At 65.7% G+C, this 18,378-nt stretch carries 17 protein-coding genes; 12 read left to right on the plus strand and 5 right to left on the minus strand.

Annotation, left to right across the window (positions count from 1 at the left end; genetic code table 11):
* Positions 1–3 precede the first annotated feature (3 nt).
* Positions 4–1,332, plus strand: a complete 1,329-nt coding sequence (locus tag ACLB6G_RS14535) for a sigma-54-dependent transcriptional regulator (RefSeq protein ID WP_410356917.1) — start codon at positions 4–6, stop codon at positions 1,330–1,332.
* Between the two features lie 45 nt (positions 1,333–1,377).
* Here ACLB6G_RS14535 and ppk2 read toward each other — a convergent pair whose 3' ends face one another.
* The gene (gene ppk2 / locus ACLB6G_RS14540) at positions 1,378–2,298 is read right to left on the minus strand and encodes a polyphosphate kinase 2 (protein ID WP_410356918.1); all 921 of its coding nucleotides are present in this window, start codon (positions 2,296–2,298) and stop codon (positions 1,378–1,380) included.
* Between the two features lie 94 nt (positions 2,299–2,392).
* A complete protein-coding gene (locus ACLB6G_RS14545) occupies positions 2,393–3,334 on the minus strand; it encodes a LysR family transcriptional regulator (protein WP_410356919.1) in 942 nt (313 codons plus the stop codon).
* A gap of 93 nt (positions 3,335–3,427) precedes the next feature.
* On the opposite strand from ACLB6G_RS14545, the gene ACLB6G_RS14550 reads away from it, so the two are divergent.
* The 11 genes from ACLB6G_RS14550 (at position 3,428) to gph (ending at position 13,908) form a co-directional block, all read left to right on the plus strand.
* Complete coding sequence (locus ACLB6G_RS14550) at positions 3,428–4,477, plus strand: class 1 fructose-bisphosphatase (RefSeq protein WP_410356920.1); 1,050 nt, start codon at positions 3,428–3,430, stop codon at positions 4,475–4,477.
* 10 nt (positions 4,478–4,487) lie between these two features.
* Positions 4,488–5,357, plus strand: a complete 870-nt coding sequence (locus ACLB6G_RS14555; protein ID WP_410356921.1) for a phosphoribulokinase — start codon at positions 4,488–4,490, stop codon at positions 5,355–5,357.
* Between the two features lie 17 nt (positions 5,358–5,374).
* Positions 5,375–7,387, plus strand: a complete 2,013-nt coding sequence (gene tkt / locus ACLB6G_RS14560; protein WP_410356922.1) for a transketolase — start codon at positions 5,375–5,377, stop codon at positions 7,385–7,387.
* Complete coding sequence (gene pgk / locus ACLB6G_RS14565; protein ID WP_410356923.1) at positions 7,384–7,863, plus strand: phosphoglycerate kinase; 480 nt, start codon at positions 7,384–7,386, stop codon at positions 7,861–7,863. The genes tkt and pgk overlap by 4 nt, the downstream gene beginning before the upstream one ends.
* An 11-nt stretch (positions 7,864–7,874) precedes the next feature.
* Positions 7,875–8,954, plus strand: a complete 1,080-nt coding sequence (gene fba, locus ACLB6G_RS14570) for a class II fructose-bisphosphate aldolase (RefSeq protein ID WP_410356924.1) — start codon at positions 7,875–7,877, stop codon at positions 8,952–8,954.
* 29 nt (positions 8,955–8,983) lie between these two features.
* The gene (locus ACLB6G_RS14575; RefSeq protein ID WP_410356925.1) at positions 8,984–10,447 is read left to right on the plus strand and encodes a form I ribulose bisphosphate carboxylase large subunit; all 1,464 of its coding nucleotides are present in this window, start codon (positions 8,984–8,986) and stop codon (positions 10,445–10,447) included.
* Positions 10,448–10,468: 21 nt separating this feature from the next.
* Positions 10,469–10,858 carry a ribulose bisphosphate carboxylase small subunit gene (locus ACLB6G_RS14580; protein WP_410356926.1) on the plus strand — a complete coding sequence of 130 codons (390 nt, stop codon included), beginning with the start codon at positions 10,469–10,471 and terminating at the stop codon, positions 10,856–10,858.
* A 100-nt stretch (positions 10,859–10,958) separates the two neighbouring features.
* The gene (gene cbbX, locus ACLB6G_RS14585; protein ID WP_410356927.1) at positions 10,959–11,906 is read left to right on the plus strand and encodes a CbbX protein; all 948 of its coding nucleotides are present in this window, start codon (positions 10,959–10,961) and stop codon (positions 11,904–11,906) included.
* 12 nt (positions 11,907–11,918) lie between these two features.
* Complete coding sequence (gene rpe, locus ACLB6G_RS14590) at positions 11,919–12,614, plus strand: ribulose-phosphate 3-epimerase (protein ID WP_410356928.1); 696 nt, start codon at positions 11,919–11,921, stop codon at positions 12,612–12,614.
* A 29-nt stretch (positions 12,615–12,643) separates the two neighbouring features.
* Positions 12,644–13,201, plus strand: a complete 558-nt coding sequence (locus tag ACLB6G_RS14595) for a thioredoxin family protein (protein ID WP_410356929.1) — start codon at positions 12,644–12,646, stop codon at positions 13,199–13,201.
* Entirely contained in the window at positions 13,198–13,908 is a 711-nt protein-coding gene (gene gph, locus ACLB6G_RS14600; protein WP_410356930.1) for a phosphoglycolate phosphatase, read from the plus strand. Before ACLB6G_RS14595 ends, gph begins: the two co-directional genes overlap by 4 nt.
* A 22-nt stretch (positions 13,909–13,930) precedes the next feature.
* Here gph and gcvP read toward each other — a convergent pair whose 3' ends face one another.
* From gcvP to gcvT, 3 genes are read right to left on the minus strand one after another with little or no spacing between them, the layout of a single operon-like run.
* On the minus strand, positions 13,931–16,729 hold the full coding sequence (gene gcvP, locus ACLB6G_RS14605; protein ID WP_410356931.1) for an aminomethyl-transferring glycine dehydrogenase: 2,799 nt from the start codon (positions 16,727–16,729) through the stop codon (positions 13,931–13,933).
* A 10-nt stretch (positions 16,730–16,739) separates the two neighbouring features.
* Positions 16,740–17,108, minus strand: coding sequence for a glycine cleavage system protein GcvH (gene gcvH / locus ACLB6G_RS14610; RefSeq protein ID WP_410356932.1), 369 nt, complete (start codon positions 17,106–17,108; stop codon positions 16,740–16,742).
* A gap of 5 nt (positions 17,109–17,113) precedes the next feature.
* Positions 17,114–18,217, minus strand: coding sequence for a glycine cleavage system aminomethyltransferase GcvT (gene gcvT, locus ACLB6G_RS14615; protein ID WP_410356933.1), 1,104 nt, complete (start codon positions 18,215–18,217; stop codon positions 17,114–17,116).
* Positions 18,218–18,378 lie beyond the last annotated feature (161 nt).

The following is an 18,378-nucleotide window of genomic DNA, read 5'->3' on the forward strand; positions in this document are numbered from 1 at the left end:
CTGGTGATCGAGGACGACAACACGCTCAACCGCCTGCTTGTCGAGCAACTCGCAAGGCTCGGTTTCGAGGCGCGCGGCGTGACCTCGCGCGCCGAGGCCGACCGGGCCGTGGCCGAATTCGAACCGTCGCTGGCCATGCTCGACATGCGCCTGCCCGACATGGACGGGCTGGACTACCTACCCGAACTCTCCGGACAGTGCCCGGTCATCATCCTCACGGCCTTCGGCTCCATCGCGCAGGCTGTCGAAGCGGTGAAGGCCGGCGCCTCCGAATACCTCGTCAAGCCGGTTTCGGCGCAGAGCCTGGAACTGGCGATAGCCCGCGTGCTGGAGAAGGCCGAGTTGCGGCGTTCCGCCGAGTTCTGGCAGTCCCGGGCAAGGTCCTCGGCAGGGCCGAACATCATCGGCGAGAGTGCCGCCATCAGCGAGGTGCGGCGCATGATCTCGATTGTCGCGGGCGCCGATACCACCGTCCTCATTCTCGGCGAAAGCGGTGTCGGCAAGGAACTGGTCGCCCAGGCAGTGCATGCCAATTCGGACCGCGCCGACAAGCATTTCGTTGCCATCGATTGCGCCTCGCTGCAGGAAACCCTGTTTGAATCCGAACTGTTCGGTCATGAACGGGGCGCCTTCACCGGCGCCGACCGCCGCAAGGAGGGCCTGGTCGAGATCGCCGATGGCGGGACCGTGTTTCTGGACGAGATCGGCGAGATCAGCCCCACCATCCAGGCCAAGCTCCTGCGCGTGCTGGAAACGGGCAAGTTCCGCCGTCTCGGCGGCACCCGTGACCTGGAAGCCGATGTCCGCTTCGTCGCGGCGACCAACCGTGACCTGCGCGCCATGGCCAGCGGCCAGGAGTTCCGCAACGATCTCTACTACCGGCTCTCCGCTTTCGAGATCCACGTTCCGCCATTGCGCGAGAGGCGCGAGGACATTGCCGCGCTCGCCGAATTCTTCCTCGCCAACCGCAAGTTCTCGCGCAACATCGCAAAGCAGTTCGCGCCCTCGAGCCTCAGGGCGCTCACCCGCTATGGCTGGCCGGGCAATATCCGCGAACTGCGCAATGTGGTGGAGCGGGCCTTTCTCATCTCCGGCAAGAGCGCCCGCATCCATCCGGAACACATCTCGCTGCCCGATGATGGCGACGGCAGGGCCGGCACGGGAATCGCGCTCGCCTTTGCCAGCGAGCCGACACTCGACGAACTGCGCGACGCATACGTTGCCAAGCTCCTGGAGCGCCATGGCGGCAACAGGCAGGAACTGGCATCCCGCCTGGGCATCAGCGAACGCAACGTCTACCGGATCCTTGGAAAGCTCAAGGACCCGCGCTGACGGGCAGCCCGGCCGGTCGCCGGGCCGCCGCCGCGCTGGCGCGGATCAGTATTTCTGCGGCACATAGAGTTCCGGGGGCAGCACCGCGCGCTCGTAATCCGGATTGAACACACGCTCGGGCAGCGTGATTTCCTCGCTTGGCACTTCCTCGTAGGGAAAGAGCGAAAGCAGGTGGTCCATGCAGTTGAGCCTCGCCCGCTTCTTGTCGTTGCCTTCCACGATGTACCATGGCGCTTCGGGGATGTTCGTGCGCGCGAAGGTTTCCTCCTTGGCCTTGGTATATTGCTCCCAGCGAACCCGCGATTGCAGGTCCATGGGCGACAGCTTCCACTGCTTCAGCGGATCGTGGATGCGCATCAGGAAGCGCAACTGCTGTTCCTCGTCGGTGATGGAGAACCAGTATTTCACCAGCTTGATGCCGTCGCGGGCCAGCATCTTCTCGAATTCCGGCACGTCCTGGAAGAACTGTTCCACCTGCGCCGGCGTTGCAAAGCCCATCACCCGCTCCACGCCGGCCCGGTTGTACCAGGAGCGGTCGAACAGCACGATCTCGCCGCCGGCCGGAAGGTGCGGCACGTAGCGCTGGAAATACCACTGCGTCTTTTCCCGGTCCGAAGGCGCCGGCAGGGCGACCGTGCGCACGACGCGCGGGTTGAGCCGCTGCGTGATCCGCTTGATGACGCCGCCCTTGCCGGCCGAATCGCGTCCCTCGAAGATCACGACTACCTTCTGGCGCGTATGCACCACCCAGTCCTGCAGCTTGATCAGTTCCGCCTGCAGCCGCAGCAGCGCCTGGAAATACTCCTTGCGCGGAATCGTCTCGCCATGGGCGCGCTGGTAGATCTTCCTGATCTCCATGGAAAGCGCGGCGTCTTCCAGTTCAAGTTCGTAATCCTCGTCCAGCGTGTCCGCCAGTTCTGCCTCCAGCCAGTCCCTGGCTCCGCTGTCGATCGCATCGTCGTCCATGTCTTCTCCCTGCTCCGGTGTCAGTCGCGCCCTGGATACCGCGCGATCCTCTTGTGTTTTGTGACAGGGCCGATTTTCCGGTCAACGACACAGATCAAGAAAGCGACCCGGCAGGATAGGTTTTTTCCAGCAGCGGCAGGATTTCCGGCCCCTTCAGGCGCAGGAACTCGTCCAGCGCCAGCATGGCGGGTGTCGGACTGCGGTCCGCATGGCGCACGGAATACCATTGCCGGCGGATGGGCGTCTCCTCCACGTCCAGGACGGCGAGCGTCCCGGCGCGCATTTCCTGTTCGATCGTATGGCCCGAAATGAATGCGACGCCGAGGCCGGCCATCACCGCCTGCTTGATGGTCTCGTTGGAATCCATCTCGGTCATGGTCAGCTCGCTTTCGCCGCCTTCGCCCGCCATGAAGAACTCGAACGATGCCCGCGTGCCCGATCCCCGTTCGCGCACGATGAACTTCTGACGGGCCAGTTCCTGGCGCAAAATGTCGCGGCGGCGCGCCAGCGGGTGGCCGGGATGGGCGATGAAGACGAGCGGATGGTCGCCGAAAAGCGTCGCCTTCACGCCGAAATGCTTCGGCGGCCGGCCCATCAGCGCCATGTCGATCTCGTGCCGTTCCAGCATGGCAATGACCGCGGTCCGGTTGGCCGTGTTGAGCCCGATCTCGATGCCCGGATGGGCGCTGTTGAAGGCGGCGATGAGGCGCGGCGCGAAATATTTCCCCGTCGAAACGACGCCGAGACGGACCCGTCCGGCCCTCAGTCCCTTGTGCTCAAGTATCCGTTCCTGAAGGGTTTCCAGCTCGTCGAGGATGCGCTGCGCCGCCTCCAGCGCGATCTGGCCCGTCTCGGTGGGAATGGTGCCCGTGCGGGTGCGGATGAAGAGCTGCGTGCCCAGTTCCGCCTCCAGCTGGCGGAGCTGGATGGTGACGGCTGGCGAGGTCAGTCCGAGGGCGCTTGCGGCGGCCGATATCTTGCGGTGCCGGCGCAGCGCCAGCAGGGTTCGCAATTGGCGGATGGAGGCGTTGATCATTGTACATAAAAATAATTAAGGCTGATTGCTAATAGAATAAATTTTACAAACATTCAAGCGACTGCATTCATTGCGGCCATGGAGGAGGCAACCATGGCTGGACAGACACTGCATGCATTCCTGCGTTCGGGCGGTTTCGCCGAGCATGCCCATGCCGGGGCGATTGCCGGCGTCATCATGGGGCTCGCGGCCAAGGCCGTCGCGGTGCGCAAGCTCACGAAGCAGGGCGCCCTCATCAGGGGCTTTGCGGCCTCGCGCGGCGAGACGAATGCCGGTGGCGACACCCAGAAGGATCTGGATGTGATTGCCGACGGCATGTTCCTGGAAGCCGCCCGCAACGAGGCGATCGCCCTTTACGGATCGGAGGAAAACAACTTCCCCATCCTGCTCGATCCGGACAAGCCGCTGGCGCTCGCCATCGATCCGCTCGACGGTTCGTCGAACATCGAGACCAATGTCTCGATCGGAACGATCTTTTCCATCCTGCCGGTGCAGGGCGATCCGCGCGTCGCGCCGGAAGCCTCCTTCCTGCAATCGGGCAGGAACCAGCTTGCCGCCGGCTTCTTCATCTACGGTCCGCAACTCGCACTCGCCCTGACCGTCGGGTCCGGCACGCGCATCTTCGTCCATTCGCCCAAACTTGGCGATTTCGTCGAGGCCTATGACGCGGTCTCCATCCCTGGCAAGACGGGTGAATTCGCCATCAACGCCTCCAACTACCGGCATTGGGAGGATCCGGTCCGCCTCTGGGTCGACGATTGCCTTGCCGGCACGGACGGCCCGCGCGAGCGTGACTTCAACATGCGCTGGATCGCCTCGCTGGTCGCCGAGACCTACCGCATCCTGGTTCGTGGCGGCGTGTTCCTCTATCCCGGCGACCGCCGCAAGGGCTATTCGGCCGGCCGGCTACGCCTCGTCTACGAGGCCAATCCGATCGCCTTCCTCGTCGAACAGGCCGGCGGCAAGGCAACCGACACGGTCAACCGGATCCTCGATCTCGTGCCGGTGACGCTGCACCAGCGCACGCCGCTCGTTTTCGGTTCTGGCGACGAGGTCGAGCGGATCGCCCGCTACCACGTCGATCCCGCCATGATTTCAGATCGCTCGCCGCTGTTCGGCAAGCGCGGCCTGTTCCGCGTCTGAGGAAAGCATCATGTCCGCCAAGCACCCCATCATCTCCATCACGGGTTCATCCGGGGCCGGCACCACCACGGTGAAGGAAACCTTCGGCAAGATCTTTGCCCGCGAAAGCGTCACCGCCGCCTTCATCGAGGGCGATGCCTTCCACCGCTATGACCGCCAGGCCATGAAGCAGCGCATCGCCGAGGAAAAGGCGCAGGGCCGCGATTTCACCCACTTCTCCGCCGAGGCGAACGAACTGGAGATCCTTGAAAGCGTGTTCGAGGAATATGGCCGCCGGGGCAGGGGCCGCACGCGCCATTACATCCACGACGAGGACGAGGCTGCCCGTTACGGCGCGGCGCCGGGCACCTTCACCGAGTGGGAGGAATTCGGAGATTCCGACCTGCTGTTCTACGAGGGCCTGCATGGTTGCGCGGTGACCGACAAGGTCAATCTCGCCCGCCATGGCGACCTGAAGATCGGTGTCGTGCCCGTCATCAACCTCGAATGGATCCAGAAGATCCACCGCGACAAGGCCGCCCGCGGCTATTCCACCGAGGCCGTGACCGATACGATCCTGCGCCGCATGCACGACTACGTGCACTACATCTGCCCGCAATTCTCCCACACCGACATCAACTTCCAGCGCGTGCCCATCGTGGACACGTCCAACCCCTTCGTCGCGCGCTGGATCCCGACGCCGGCGGAATCGATCCTCGTCATCCGCTTCGCCAATCCGCGCGGCATCGATTTCCCCTACCTGCTGTCCATGCTGCACGACAGCTACATGTCGCGGGCCAATTCCATCGTCGTGCCCGGCGACAAGCTCGACCTCGCCATGCAGCTCATTTTCACGCCGCTCATCCACAAGCTGGTCGAGCGCAAGCGCCGCATGGCCTGACCACGGGAGCCTGCACGATGAACATGAACCCCACCATGACGGCCAGGACGGCCACCGCCGAACGCGACATGGCCAATGCGCTGCGCGTCCTTGCCATGGATGCCGTCCAGAAGGCCAATTCGGGCCATCCCGGCATGCCCATGGGCATGGCCGATGCGGTTGCCGTGCTTTTCAACCGCTTCCTCAAGATCGATCCTTCCATGCCCGAATGGCCGGACCGCGACCGCTTCGTCCTGTCGGCGGGTCATGGCTCCATGCTGCTCTATGCGGTTCATCACCTGCTGGGCTTTGCCGACATGACGGCCGATGAGTTGCGGAACTTCCGCCAGCTTGGAGCGAAGACGGCAGGGCATCCCGAATACGGCCACGCGCTCGGCATCGAGACGACAACCGGTCCGCTGGGACAGGGCATCACCACCGCCGTCGGCATGGCGCTGGCCGAGCGCATGATGGCCGCGCGCTTCGGCCACAAGCTGGTCGATCACTTCACCTACGTCGTCGCCGGCGACGGCTGCCTGCAGGAAGGCATCAGCCATGAGGCCATCGATCTGGCCGGACATCTGAAACTTTCCCGCCTTATCGTGCTGTGGGACGACAACGGCATCTCCATTGACGGCAAGACCTCGCTGGCCACGTCCATGAACCAGGCCATGCGTTTCCGGGCGGCCGGCTGGGATGTGCAGTCGGTGGACGGCCATGACCACGAGGCCGTCGCCGCGGCAATCGCCAAGGCCCGGACGACCGGCAGGCCGTCGCTCATCGCCTGCCGCACCGTGATCGGCAAGGGCGCACCAAACCTCCAGGGATCGCACAAGACCCATGGCGCGCCGCTGGGTGCCGACGAGGTCGCCGCCACGCGCCTGCATCTGGGCTGGACGGCCGCGCCCTTCGAGGTGCCCGAGGGCGTTCGCAATGCATGGGAAGGGGTCGCCGCGCGCGGCCGCGCCGAACGCAGGCTCTGGCAGGAACGCCATGACGCGGCACGGCTGCGCAAGGCCTTCGACAGGGCTTTGGCCCGCGACCTGCCCTCGCTCATGAAGCGCAGGCTGGAACGCTTCCGCCGTGACCACCAGTCGGCCGCCACGAAAACGGCCACGCGGCAGGCCTCGCAAATGGTGCTGGAGGTCGTCAACGGAGCGACGCCGCTGACCATCGGCGGCTCGGCAGACCTGACCGGTTCCAACCTGACGCAGACGAAGGATCTGGCGCCGGTCCTGCCCGGCCGCTTCAAGGGCCGCTACATTCATTACGGCATCCGTGAACACGCCATGGCCGCGGTCATGAACGGCCTGTCCCTGCATGGAGGTTTCATTCCCTATGGCGGCACATTCCTCGTCTTCTCCGATTATGCGCGCGGCGCCATGCGCCTGTCGGCATTGATGGAACAGCCTGTCGTCTATGTGCTGACCCATGATTCCATCGGCCTTGGCGAGGACGGTCCCACCCATCAGCCGGTCGAACACCTGGCCATGCTGCGCGCCACCCCGAACATGAATGTCTTCCGTCCGGCCGACATCATCGAGACGGCGGAATGCTGGGAGATCGCGCTTTCCGAAACGGGAACGCCGTCCGTGCTGGCCCTGTCGCGCCAGGGCCTGCCCATGCTGCGCGCCCGCCACACCCGTGAAAACCTGTCGGCCCGCGGTGCCTATGTGCTGCAGGAAAGCGAACGCGCCCGCGACGTGACCATAATCGCCACCGGTTCGGAAGTGGAGATCGCGCGCACCGCGTCGGACCGCCTGCTGGCCGAACACGCCATCCACGCCGCCGTCGTTTCCATGCCCTCATGGGAAAAGTTCGAGCAACAGGACTCGGCCTACCAGGCCTCCGTTCTCGGCACGGCGCCGCGCATCGGCGTGGAAGCCGCCGCCCGCATGGGCTGGGACCGCTGGCTCGGCGAGAACGGTCATTTCATCGGCATGCCGGGTTTCGGCGCGTCCGCGCCGGCTTCCGACCTCTACCGCCATTTCGGCATCACCGCCGATGCCGTCATCGAAGCGGCGCGCCGCATGACCGGAGCGGTAGCATGAGCGGCCCGCGCGACCTGGACGGCGCGACGGTCCTGGTCCGTTGCGACCTGTCGCAAGGTGTGAGCGAGGACTGCGCCAGCGCCATCCGCGCGCTTGCCGCGCGCGGCGCCCGCGTTGCCGTCATCGCCGGCCATGACGATCCGGCAGGCGACATCAACCCGGCCATGTCGCTGCGCCACTGGATCGTTCCCCTGCGCGAGGCCACCGGCATGGCCGTCCATTTCGTGCCCGATTGCGTCGGACCCGTGGCCGAGGCCGGGCTCGCCGCCATGCCGGCCGGCGCCGTCGCGCTCATGGAGAACATCCGCTTCCACCGCCAGGCCCAGCGCCACAGCCGCATCTTTGCCATGCGGCTCTCCGTCCTCGGCGACTGTTTCGTCGTTCCCGGCGGCATGCCGGACAGGCCGTCGCCCTGGATCCGCGAACTCGCCGCCCTGCTTCCCGAGCCCGACCCGGCTTTTGCCGCCTCTGCCTGAAAGGACACATCATGGCCCGCATCACGCTCCGCCAGCTTCTCGACCACGCCGCCGAATACGGCTACGGCGTCCCCGCCTTCAACATCAACAACATGGAACAGGGCCTCGCCATCATGAAGGCGGCCGACCGCTGCGATGCGCCGGTCATCCTGCAGGCCTCGCGCGGCGCCCGTTCCTATGCCGGCGACATCATGCTGCGCCACATGATCGAGGCGCTGACCGAAATGTACCCGCACATTCCGGTCTGCATGCACCAGGACCATGGCAACAACGAAGCCACCTGCCTGACCGCCATCCGCCACGGCTTCACCTCCGTGATGATGGACGGCTCGCTGGAGGAGGACATGAAGACGCCTGCCTCCTATGAATACAACGTCGCGATCACCGAACGCGTGGCCCGGATGGCCCATTGGGTCGGCGCTTCCGTCGAGGGCGAACTGGGCGTGCTGGGCAACCTGGAAACCGGCGAGGCCGCCAAGGAGGACGGGTCGGGCGCCGAAGGCAAGCTTTCCCGCGAGGACATGCTCACCGACCCGGACCAGGCCGCCGACTTCGTCGCCCGCACCCGTGTCGATGCGCTGGCGATTGCCTGCGGCACGTCGCACGGCGCCTACAAGTTCTCCCGCCAGCCCACCGGCGACATTCTCGCCATCAGCCAGATCGAGGCGATCCACGCCCGCATCCCGAATGTCCACCTCGTCATGCACGGGTCGTCCTCGGTGCCGCAATACCTGCAGGACCTCATCAACGAGAATGGCGGCGACATGCCCCAGACATGGGGCGTGCCGGTGGAGGAAATCGAGCGCGGCATCCGTTCCGGCGTGCGCAAGGTCAATATCGACACCGACAACCGCATGGCGATCACCGGCCAGTTCCGCAAGGTCGCCATGACGAAGCCGAAGGAATTCGACCCGCGCAAGTTCCTCATCCCCGCCATGGAGGAAATGGAGAAGCTTTGCCTCGACCGCTTCGAGCGCTTCGGCACCGCTGGCCACGCCAGCAAGATCAGGGTGATCGACATGGACGACATGGCGCGGCGCTATGCCAGCGGCGCCCTCGACCCGCAATTCGCCACGGCGCGCGCCGCCTGACATCCGAGAGACCAGCGAAAGGAAATGCCATGACCATCGACGCCAAGACCGAGATCAAGGGCAAGGAACGCTACAAGGCCGGTGTGCTGAAATATGCGCAGATGGGCTATTGGGACGGCGACTACGAGCCCAAGGACACCGACGTCCTCGCCCTGTTCCGCATCACGCCGCAGGAAGGCGTGGACCCGATCGAGGCGGCGGCCGCCGTCGCCGGCGAATCCTCCACCGCCACCTGGACCGTGGTCTGGACCGACCGCCTGACCGCCTGCGAGAACTACCGCGCCAAGGCCTATCGCGTGGAGCCTGTGCCGGGCCAGGAAGGCCAGTATTTCGCCTATGTCGCCTATGACCTGATCCTCTTCGAGGAAGGCTCCATCGCAAACCTGACGGCCTCGATCATCGGCAATGTCTTCTCCTTCAAGCCGCTCAAGGCAGCAAGGCTCGAGGATATGCGTTTCCCCGTCGCCTATGTGAAGACCTTCCGCGGACCTCCCACCGGCCTCGTCGTCGAGCGCGAGCGCCTCGACAAGTTCGGCAAGCCGCTGCTCGGCGCCACGACCAAGCCCAAGCTGGGCCTGTCGGGCAAGAATTACGGCCGCGTCGTCTATGAGGGCCTGAAGGGCGGCCTCGATTTCATGAAGGACGACGAGAACATCAATTCCCAGCCCTTCATGCATTGGCGCGACCGCTTCCTCTACTGCATGGAGGCGGTCAACAAGGCCTCGGCCGAGACCGGCGAGATCAAGGGCCATTATCTCAACATCACCGCCGGCACGATGGAGGAGATGTACCGCCGCGCCGAGTTTGCCAAGGAACTGGGCTCGGTCATCGTCATGGTCGACCTGATCGTCGGCTGGACAGCCATTCAGTCCATCTCCGAATGGTGCCGGCAGAACGACATGATCCTGCACATGCACCGCGCCGGCCACGGCACCTATACGCGGCAGAAGAACCACGGCATTTCCTTCCGCGTCATCGCCAAGTGGCTGCGCCTTGCCGGCGTCGACCACCTCCATTGCGGCACCGCTGTCGGCAAGCTGGAGGGCGACCCGCTGACGGTGCAGGGCTACTACAATGTCTGCCGCGAGACGAGGAACGGGATCGACCTGCCGCGCGGCCTGTTCTTCGAGCAGGACTGGGCGGACCTGAAAAAGGTCATGCCGGTGGCCTCCGGCGGCATTCACGCCGGCCAGATGCACCAGTTGCTGGACCTGTTCGGCGACGATGTCGTGCTTCAGTTCGGCGGCGGCACCATCGGCCACCCGATGGGCATCCAGGCCGGCGCCACGGCCAATCGTGTGGCGCTCGAAGCCATGGTCCTTGCCCGCAACGAGGGCCGCGACATCGCCAATGAAGGCCCGGAAATCCTGCGCGAGGCCGCCAAGTGGTGCAAGCCGCTGGAAGCCGCGCTCGATACCTGGGGCAACATCACCTTCAACTACACGTCCACCGACACGTCCGACTTCGTGCCGACGCCGTCCGTGGCCATCTGACGAACCAGAGGGAGAACCGACATGCGTATCACCCAGGGATGCTTTTCCTTCCTGCCCGACCTGACCGACACCCAGGTTGCCGCCCAGGTCGAATATTGCCTGTCGCGCGAATGGGCCATCGGTATCGAGTTCACCGGCGACCCGCACCCGCGCAACACCTATTGGGAAATGTGGGGCAATCCCATGTTCGACCTGAAGGACGCCAAGGGCGTGATGATGGAACTGGACGCGTGCCGCAAGGTGCACGGCGACAAGTATATCCGCATCAATGCCTTTGATGACACGCGCGGCTTCGAGACGGTGATGATGTCCTTCATCGTCAACCGGCCGGCGCAAGAGCCGGAAATCGAGATGGTGCGCACAGATGTGCGCAGCCGCAGCCAGACCTATTCCTGGCGCGTAGCCGGCTGACGCTGGCAACAAGCGGGCGGCCCGATGTTAGGCGCGGCCGCCCGCCTTCCACGGTTTTCCCACACCCTGTCCACACGTTTTCCCCAGGAGGCGAGGCTTCATGAGCGACGAGCAGACCGCTAGCGAGGTGCAGGAAAAGCGGCCTTCGGCCATCGACCTGAGGGCCGAATTCCAGTCGTCGGGCGTGGCCGGAATTCTCGACGAACTGGACCGCGAACTGATCGGCCTGAAGCCGGTCAAGCAGCGCATCCGCGAAACCGCCGCCCTGCTGCTGGTCGACCGCGCCCGACGCCAGATGGGTCTTGCCACCGAAACGCCCACCCTGCACATGAGCTTCACCGGCAATCCCGGCACCGGCAAGACCACGGTCGCGCTGAAGATGGCCGGCCTGCTGCACCGCCTGGGCTATATCCGCAAGGGCCATCTCGTTTCCGTCACCCGCGACGACCTCGTCGGGCAATATATCGGCCACACGGCGCCCAAGACCAAGGAAGTGCTCAAGAAGGCCATGGGCGGTGTGCTTTTCATCGACGAGGCCTATTACCTCTACAAGCCCGACAACGAGCGCGACTATGGCCAGGAGGCCATCGAGATCCTGCTCCAGGTCATGGAGAACAACCGCGACGACCTCGTCGTCATCATGGCCGGCTATGCCGACCGCATGGACCGCTTCTTCTCGGCCAATCCCGGTTTCCGGTCCCGCATCGCCCATCACATCGAGTTTCCCGACTATTCGGACGCGGAGCTCCTGCGCATTTCGAGAACCATGCTGGAGGCGCAGAACTACCGTTTCGACGCGGCGGCCGAACAGGCCATGGCCGAATATATCGCGCTGCGCCGCGCCCAGCCGCATTTCGCCAATGCCCGTTCCATCCGCAACGCGCTGGACCGCGCCCGCCTGCGCCAGGCCAACCGCCTGTTCGAAAGCGCGGACGGTCCGCTCGATGCTGAGGCGCTCAGCACCATCACCGCGACCGACATCCGGGCAAGCCGCGTCTTTTCCGGCGGGCTGGATGCCGACCGCGCCCCGCGCGCGGCTGCTGAATAGGAGACCATGCCGATGACATTCGACCGCGCGATCAAGATAGCGCCCTCCATCCTGTCCGCCGATTTCGCCGATTTCGGCCGCGAGATTCGCGCCATCGAGTCACAAGGCGCCGACTGGGTCCATGTCGACGTGATGGACGGCCATTACGTGCCGAACCTGACCTTCGGCCCACCGGCGGTGAAGGCCTTCCGACCCCATGTAAAAACCGTCATGGACGTGCACCTGATGATCGCGCCGGTCGATCCCTGGATAGAGGCCTATGCCGAAGCCGGCGCGGATGTGCTGACCGCTCATCTCGAAGCGGGGCCGCACATCCACCGCACGCTGCAGGCCATCCGCGCGGCGGGCATGAAGGCCGGTGTTGCGCTCAATCCGGGTACGTCGGCCGAGGCAGTCACGCATCTGCTGGACCTCGCCGACCTCGTCCTGGTGATGACGGTCAATCCGGGTTTCGGCGGCCAGAAATTCATCGACATGACGGCCAAGATCCGCGCGCTGCGCGCCATGATCGGTGACCGGCCCATCCATGTGCAGGTCGATGGCGGCGTCGATCCGGCGACAGCGCCTCTGGTGGCGGAGGCGGGAGCAGATGTGCTGGTCGCCGGGTCGGCGGTATTCCGGGGCGGGTCGGTGGACAATCCGGCCATCTATGGCGAAAACATCCGGGCCATCCGCGCCGCCGCCAATGGCACGCGGGCGGCGGCCTGATCGAAACAGCAAACCATCGGAGTTTTCCCATGGCAGCCATTCCTCCCGTCTGCGACTTCGGCTGGAAGCCGGTAGACGCCACCCTGCCGGGCGTGGACGGAAAGACCCGTTCCATTCTCGGCGAGACAGGTCCCAATGGTCTTGTCGTCGCCTTCATCTGCAACCATTGCCCCTACGTGCTGGCGGTGATCGACCGCATCGCCCGCGATGCCCGCGACTTGCAGGATCTCGGCGTCGGCTTCGTCGCCATCTGTTCCAACGATGCCACGGCCTATCCGGCCGACAGTTTCGACAACATGAAGCGCTTTGCCGCCGCTCACGATCTGCCTTTCCCCTATCTGCATGACGGGACACAAGAGGTCGCGCGCGCATGGGACGCGGTCTGCACGCCCGATTTCTTCGGCTTCAACAAGGACATGGAACTGCAATATCGCGGCCGTCTCGATGCTTCGCGCAAGGAAACCGCGCCGGCCGACATTCGCCGCGACCTCTACGAGGCCATGAAACAGGTGGCCGAAACCGGCCAGGGCCCGCGCGACCAGATCGCCTCCATGGGCTGTTCGATCAAGTGGAAGGACGCCGCATGAGCCGGATGTTCGCTCAGACCGGAGACCGCTGCGGCTGGCCGCAGGCCATCTTCTTCGATCTCGACGGCACACTCGTCGATTCCGCGCCCGATCTCGCCGCCTCCGTCAACGAGGTGCTGGCGCTGGAGGGTCACGCACCCCTGACGCTGGACGAGGTGCGCGCCATGATCGGCAATGGCGTGCGCAAGCTGGTGGAACGCGCCTTCGCCGCGCGTGGCGTCGCGCTGGAGGATGCGGCACTCGATGCCCGAACCGAAACCATGATGGAAACCTATGGCCGCCAGGTGACCGACCGCACCACGTTGATGCCCGGCGCCGAGACAATCGTGAAGGCCTATCACCGCGCCGGGGTGAAACTGGGGGTCGTCACCAACAAGCCGGAAGGCTTCACCCGCGCCATCCTCGACCACTTCGGCTTTTCTGACCTGGTGCCCGTCGTCGTCGGCGGCGATACCGGCCCGGAAAGGAAGCCGGCGCCGGACATGCTGCTTCACGCGGCGCAAGAGGCGGGCTTTCACGCCTCGCGCTGCCTCATGGTGGGCGACAGTCCGGCCGATGCCGGCGCCGCGCGCGCCGCCGGCATGGCCTGCCTGCTGGTTCGCGGCGGCTATACCAACATCCCCGTGGAGGACATCCCTTGCGACGGGGTGATCGACAGCCTCGCCGGGCTCGGCCAGGCCATCGAGAAGCTGAAGGAGCCGGCCTGAGAAAGCCGGCCCCTTCGCCGGGTCATCCGTTGACGGCCAGCGCCTCGACGGGCGGGCAGGTGCAGACCAGGTTTCGGTCGCCATGCACATTGTCGATGCGCGCCACCGGCGGCCAGTATTTCGAGGCCGGCGATGCGCCGTCCGGCATGGCCGCTTCCGCCCGGCTGTAGGGATGCGTCCAGTCGCCGGCGAGCAGGTCCTCGGCGGTGTGGGGCGCATTGACAAGCGGATTGTCATCCTTCGGCCAGGTGCCGTCCTCCACCTTCTTCGCCTCGGTAGCGATGGCCAGCATGGCATCGCAGAACCGGTCGATTTCCCGCTTCGGCTCGGACTCCGTCGGTTCCACCATCAGCGTTCCCGCCACCGGCCAGGACATGGTGGGCGCGTGGAAGCCGTAGTCGATCAGCCGCTTGGCGATGTCTTCCACGGAAATGCCGGCACTGTCCTTGAGCACGCGCGTGTCGAGAATGCACTCATGCGCCACGCGGCCCTTGCGGCCCTTGTAGAGCACCGGATAGGCGCCTTCGAGCCGCCGGGCAATGTAGTTGGCCGACAGGATCGCCACCTCGGTCGCCCGCTTCAGCCCGTCCGCGCCCATCATCCGGATATACATCCAGGTGATCGGCAGGATGGACGCGCTGCCGAACGCGGCGGATGCCACCGCATGGTCGCTGCCCTGCGTGACGTGGCCCGGCAGATAGGGCGCCAGATGCGCCTTGACGCCGATGGGCCCGACACCCGGTCCGCCGCCGCCATGCGGAATGCAGAAGGTCTTGTGCAGGTTCATATGGCAGACATCGGCGCCGATGTCGCCCGGCCGCGCCAGTCCCACCATGGCGTTGAGATTGGCCCCGTCGAGATAGACCTGCCCGCCATGGGCATGGACGATCTCGCAGATTTCCGTGATCGCTTCCTCGAACACGCCGTGGGTCGAGGGATAGGTGACCATCAGGGCCGCCAGCCGGTCGCCATGCTGCGCGGCCTTGGCCTTGAGGTCGTCCACGTCGACGTCGCCGCTCTCCGTGCACTTGACCACCACCACGTCGAGGCCCGCCATGTGCGCGCTCGCCGGGTTCGTGCCATGGGCGGAGGAGGGGATGAGGCAGATCGTCCGGTTACTGTCGCCGCGCGCCTCGTGAAAGCGGCGGATCGCCAGCAACCCGGCATACTCGCCCTGGCTGCCCGCATTGGGCTGAAGCGAGACGGCATCGAAACCGGTGATCTCTCCCAGCCATTTTTCCAGGTCGTCGAACATGGCGCGGTAACCCGGCGCATGGGCTTGCGGCGCGAAGGGATGGATGTTGGCCACCTGCGCCCAGCTGACCGGCGCCATCTCTGCCGCCGCATTCAGCTTCATGGTGCAGGAGCCGAGCGGAATCATCGCCCGGTCCAGCGCCAGGTCCTTGTCGGCCAGCTTGCGAAGAAGACGCATCATCTCCGTTTCCGACCGGTTCTCATGGAAGACCGGCTGGGTCAGGAAGCCCTTGGCCTCGCGCGGCGCGGGCAGGGCGCTGGCCGCCACGTCCGGCAGCTTCGCGCCGAACAGCCGGGCAAGGCCGGTCACGTCGTCATCCGTGCTGGTCTCGTCGAAGGCCACGGACACCGTGTCGGCGTCGATGACGCGCAAAAGCCGGCCGTCCGCTTCCGCATCCGCCGCAATCGCCTCGGCCTTGCCGGGCACGCTGACGGTGACGGTGTCGAAGAACCGCTCTCCGGCAAGCCTCAGCCCGTGATCGGCAAGCGCACGGGCGAAGCGCGCGGCCTTCTCGTGCACACGTGCCGCGATGGCGCGCAGCCCCTCCGGCCCGTGCCAGATGGCATAGGCAGCCGCCATGTTGGCCAGCAGCGCCTGTGCCGTGCAGATGTTTGAGGTCGCCTTTTCGCGCCGGATGTGCTGCTCGCGCGTCTGCAATGCCAGCCGGTAGCCGGGGCGGCCCTTCGCATCGACGGATTCGCCGACGAGACGGCCCGGCAGCAGCCGTGTCAGATTGTCCGTCACCGCCATGTAGGCCGCGTGCGGCCCGCCATGGCCCATGGGCACGCCATAGCGCTGCATGGAGCCCACCGCGATGTCCGCGCCCCAGCCGGCGGGCGCCTCCAGCAGCGTCAGCGCCAGCGGGTCGGCCACCGCGACGACCAGCGCACCCACTTCCTTTGCCTTGGCGATCAGCGCGGAATGGTCGCCGTACACGCCGTTCGTGTCAGGCCAGGCAACGAGCAGTGCGGCCGTCGTCTCGTCCACCGTCTCCGAAACCGTCAGGCCCAGCGCCTGGCCGCGCGTCAGCACCACGTCCATGGTCTGCGGGTGCAGGCTGCCGGCCAGCGCCACATGCGAGCGCTTCTCGCGGTGATGCCGGTAGGCCACGCCCACGGCCTCGGCCACCGCGGTGCCTTCGTCCAGCAGCGAGGCGGAAGCCACCGGCAGGCCGGTCAGTTCGGCCACCAGGGTCTGGAAATGGAACAGCATTTCCAGCCGGCCCTGGCTGATCTCGGCCTGGTAGGGCGTGTAGGCGGTATACCAGGCGGGGTTTTCAAACAGGTTGCGCTGGATGACCGGCGGCACGTGGCAGCCGTGATAGCCCTGGCCGATGAAGCTCCTGGCAAGGGTATTGCGCGTCATCATGGCGAACAGTTCGCTGAGCGCTTCCTGCTCGCTCGCCGCCGGTGGCAGGTCGAGCGCCCGGCCGAGCCGGATGGAGGCGGGGACGCTCTCGGCGATCAGTGTCTCCAGCGACGGAACGCCGATCTTTGAAAGCATGGCGCGCAGGTCCGTTTCGGAAAGCCCGACATGGCGGCGCACAAAGGGGGCTGCAGCGGTCATGGGTGCTCCTTCAGCCGATCATGGCCTGATAGGCGTCGGCGTCCATCAGTCCGTCCAGTTGGCTTTCGTCGGCGAGTTTCATCTTCCACAGCCAGCCATCGCCTTCAGCCGCGCTGTTGACGAGTTCCGGCTGCGAGGACAGCGCATCGTTCACTTCGGTGATCTCGCCATCGGCCGGCGCATAGACATCGGACGCCGCCTTGACGGATTCGACGACCACCGCGGCATCGCCCTTCGACACGGTCTTGCCGGTCTCCGGCAGTTCCACGAAGACGAGATCGCCAAGCTGTTCCTGCGCGTGGTTGGTGATGCCGACCGTCGCCACGCCGTTCTCGACGCGGATCCATTCATGGTCTTCGGTGAAATAGGTCTTGCTCATGGAGTTCATCCCTGGGTGCTGCGTTTCTGAATGAAGGGAAGCTTGACGACGGTCATGGCGACGGGCTTGCCGCGCACCTCCGCCGTCAGGGCCGTGCCCGGTCGTGAAAGGTCTTTCGGCACATAGCCCATGGAGACGGGATGGCCGGCCGACGGACCGAACCCGCCGGACGTGACCGTGCCGATGGCCTGGCCGTCTTCATCCTTGAGCGGCGCGCCGGCGCGAACAGGCTGGCGGCCCTCCGGGACAAGACCCACGCGCTTGCGCCTGGCGCCTTCGGCAATGATGCGGGCCAGTGCGTCGGCGCCGAAATGGTCCCCGCCTGCGCGCAGGTCCTTCGGGATTGCCCAGAGCAGGCCCGCGCTCACCGGGTCGGTGTCCTCGTCGAGGTCCTGGCCATAGAGGCACAGCCCGGCTTCCAGCCGCAGGCTGTCGCGCGCCGCAAGCCCGATCCAGGCCACGCGCTCGTCACCGGCCAGGCGGCTGGCAAAGGCGCGCGCCTCATCGGGCGGCATGGCGATCTCGAAGCCGTCCTCGCCGGTATAGCCCGAACGCGTCAGGAACCAGCCGGGCCGGGGTTCGGTGCCCGACATGAAGGTGAGAGCGTCGATCGCCTCGCCGGCATCGCGCATCACGTCGGCGGCCATCGGGCCCTGCAGCGCCAGCAGCACCCGGTCGAGCGGCGTGACCGTGCAGTCGAACGCACCGGCCGCCTCGCGAAGGCGGGCGAGATCCACCGCGGCGCGCGATGCGTTCGCCACCACCATGAACCGCTCGTCCCCGAGACGCGTGACGATCAGGTCATCGATGATCCCGGCCCGGTCGTTGAGAAGGAAGGTATACTTGCTCTGCCCGCCGGCCATGGCGCCGGGCTGCAGCGGGCAGGCCCGCGCGATCGCCGATGCCGCGCCGGCGCCTTCCACCAGCACGAGCCGCATGTGGGAAATGTCGAAGAGGCCGGCCTTCTCGCGCACATGCAGGTGCTCCTGCAGCACGCCCAGGGGATAGCTCAGGGGCATGGACCAGCCGGCAAAGGCACCGAACTTGGCGCCTGCCTCGGCATGGAGATCATGCAGGGGGAGGGTATTCAGGTCATCGCATTCGCCCACGGGCAGCTCCTTCACGACAGAAATCGTGGTCCGCCTTCGGGAGGAAGGCAAGGACCGCCCCTCTGTCGGAAGCCTGAGAGATTCGCGCCGCGGGAACCCTGTCCGCACCGCTTACACCGTCGGCGCAAGCCTCTCCTCACAGGGAGAAACCTGACTTTCCA

The organism is Zhengella sedimenti (genome assembly GCF_046506625.1).
GTDB classification, from domain to species: domain Bacteria; phylum Pseudomonadota; class Alphaproteobacteria; order Rhizobiales; family Rhizobiaceae; genus Zhengella; species Zhengella sedimenti.

Bases quoted from the DNA above. Each gene is read 5' to 3' on its own strand.
- ppk2 (WP_410356918.1), bottom strand. From the start codon at position 2,298: ATGGACGACGATGCGATCGACAGCGGAGCCAGGGACTGGCTGGAGGCA.
- ACLB6G_RS14545 (WP_410356919.1), bottom strand. From the start codon at position 3,334: ATGATCAACGCCTCCATCCGCCAATTGCGAACCCTGCTGGCGCTGCGC.
- ACLB6G_RS14550 (WP_410356920.1), top strand. From the start codon at position 3,428: ATGGCTGGACAGACACTGCATGCATTCCTGCGTTCGGGCGGTTTCGCC.
- ACLB6G_RS14555 (WP_410356921.1), top strand. From the start codon at position 4,488: ATGTCCGCCAAGCACCCCATCATCTCCATCACGGGTTCATCCGGGGCC.
- tkt (WP_410356922.1), top strand. From the start codon at position 5,375: ATGAACATGAACCCCACCATGACGGCCAGGACGGCCACCGCCGAACGC.
- pgk (WP_410356923.1), top strand. From the start codon at position 7,384: ATGAGCGGCCCGCGCGACCTGGACGGCGCGACGGTCCTGGTCCGTTGC.
- fba (WP_410356924.1), top strand. From the start codon at position 7,875: ATGGCCCGCATCACGCTCCGCCAGCTTCTCGACCACGCCGCCGAATAC.
- ACLB6G_RS14575 (WP_410356925.1), top strand. From the start codon at position 8,984: ATGACCATCGACGCCAAGACCGAGATCAAGGGCAAGGAACGCTACAAG.
- ACLB6G_RS14580 (WP_410356926.1), top strand. From the start codon at position 10,469: ATGCGTATCACCCAGGGATGCTTTTCCTTCCTGCCCGACCTGACCGAC.
- cbbX (WP_410356927.1), top strand. From the start codon at position 10,959: ATGAGCGACGAGCAGACCGCTAGCGAGGTGCAGGAAAAGCGGCCTTCG.
- rpe (WP_410356928.1), top strand. From the start codon at position 11,919: ATGACATTCGACCGCGCGATCAAGATAGCGCCCTCCATCCTGTCCGCC.
- ACLB6G_RS14595 (WP_410356929.1), top strand. From the start codon at position 12,644: ATGGCAGCCATTCCTCCCGTCTGCGACTTCGGCTGGAAGCCGGTAGAC.
- gph (WP_410356930.1), top strand. From the start codon at position 13,198: ATGAGCCGGATGTTCGCTCAGACCGGAGACCGCTGCGGCTGGCCGCAG.
- gcvP (WP_410356931.1), bottom strand. From the start codon at position 16,729: ATGACCGCTGCAGCCCCCTTTGTGCGCCGCCATGTCGGGCTTTCCGAA.
- gcvH (WP_410356932.1), bottom strand. From the start codon at position 17,108: ATGAGCAAGACCTATTTCACCGAAGACCATGAATGGATCCGCGTCGAG.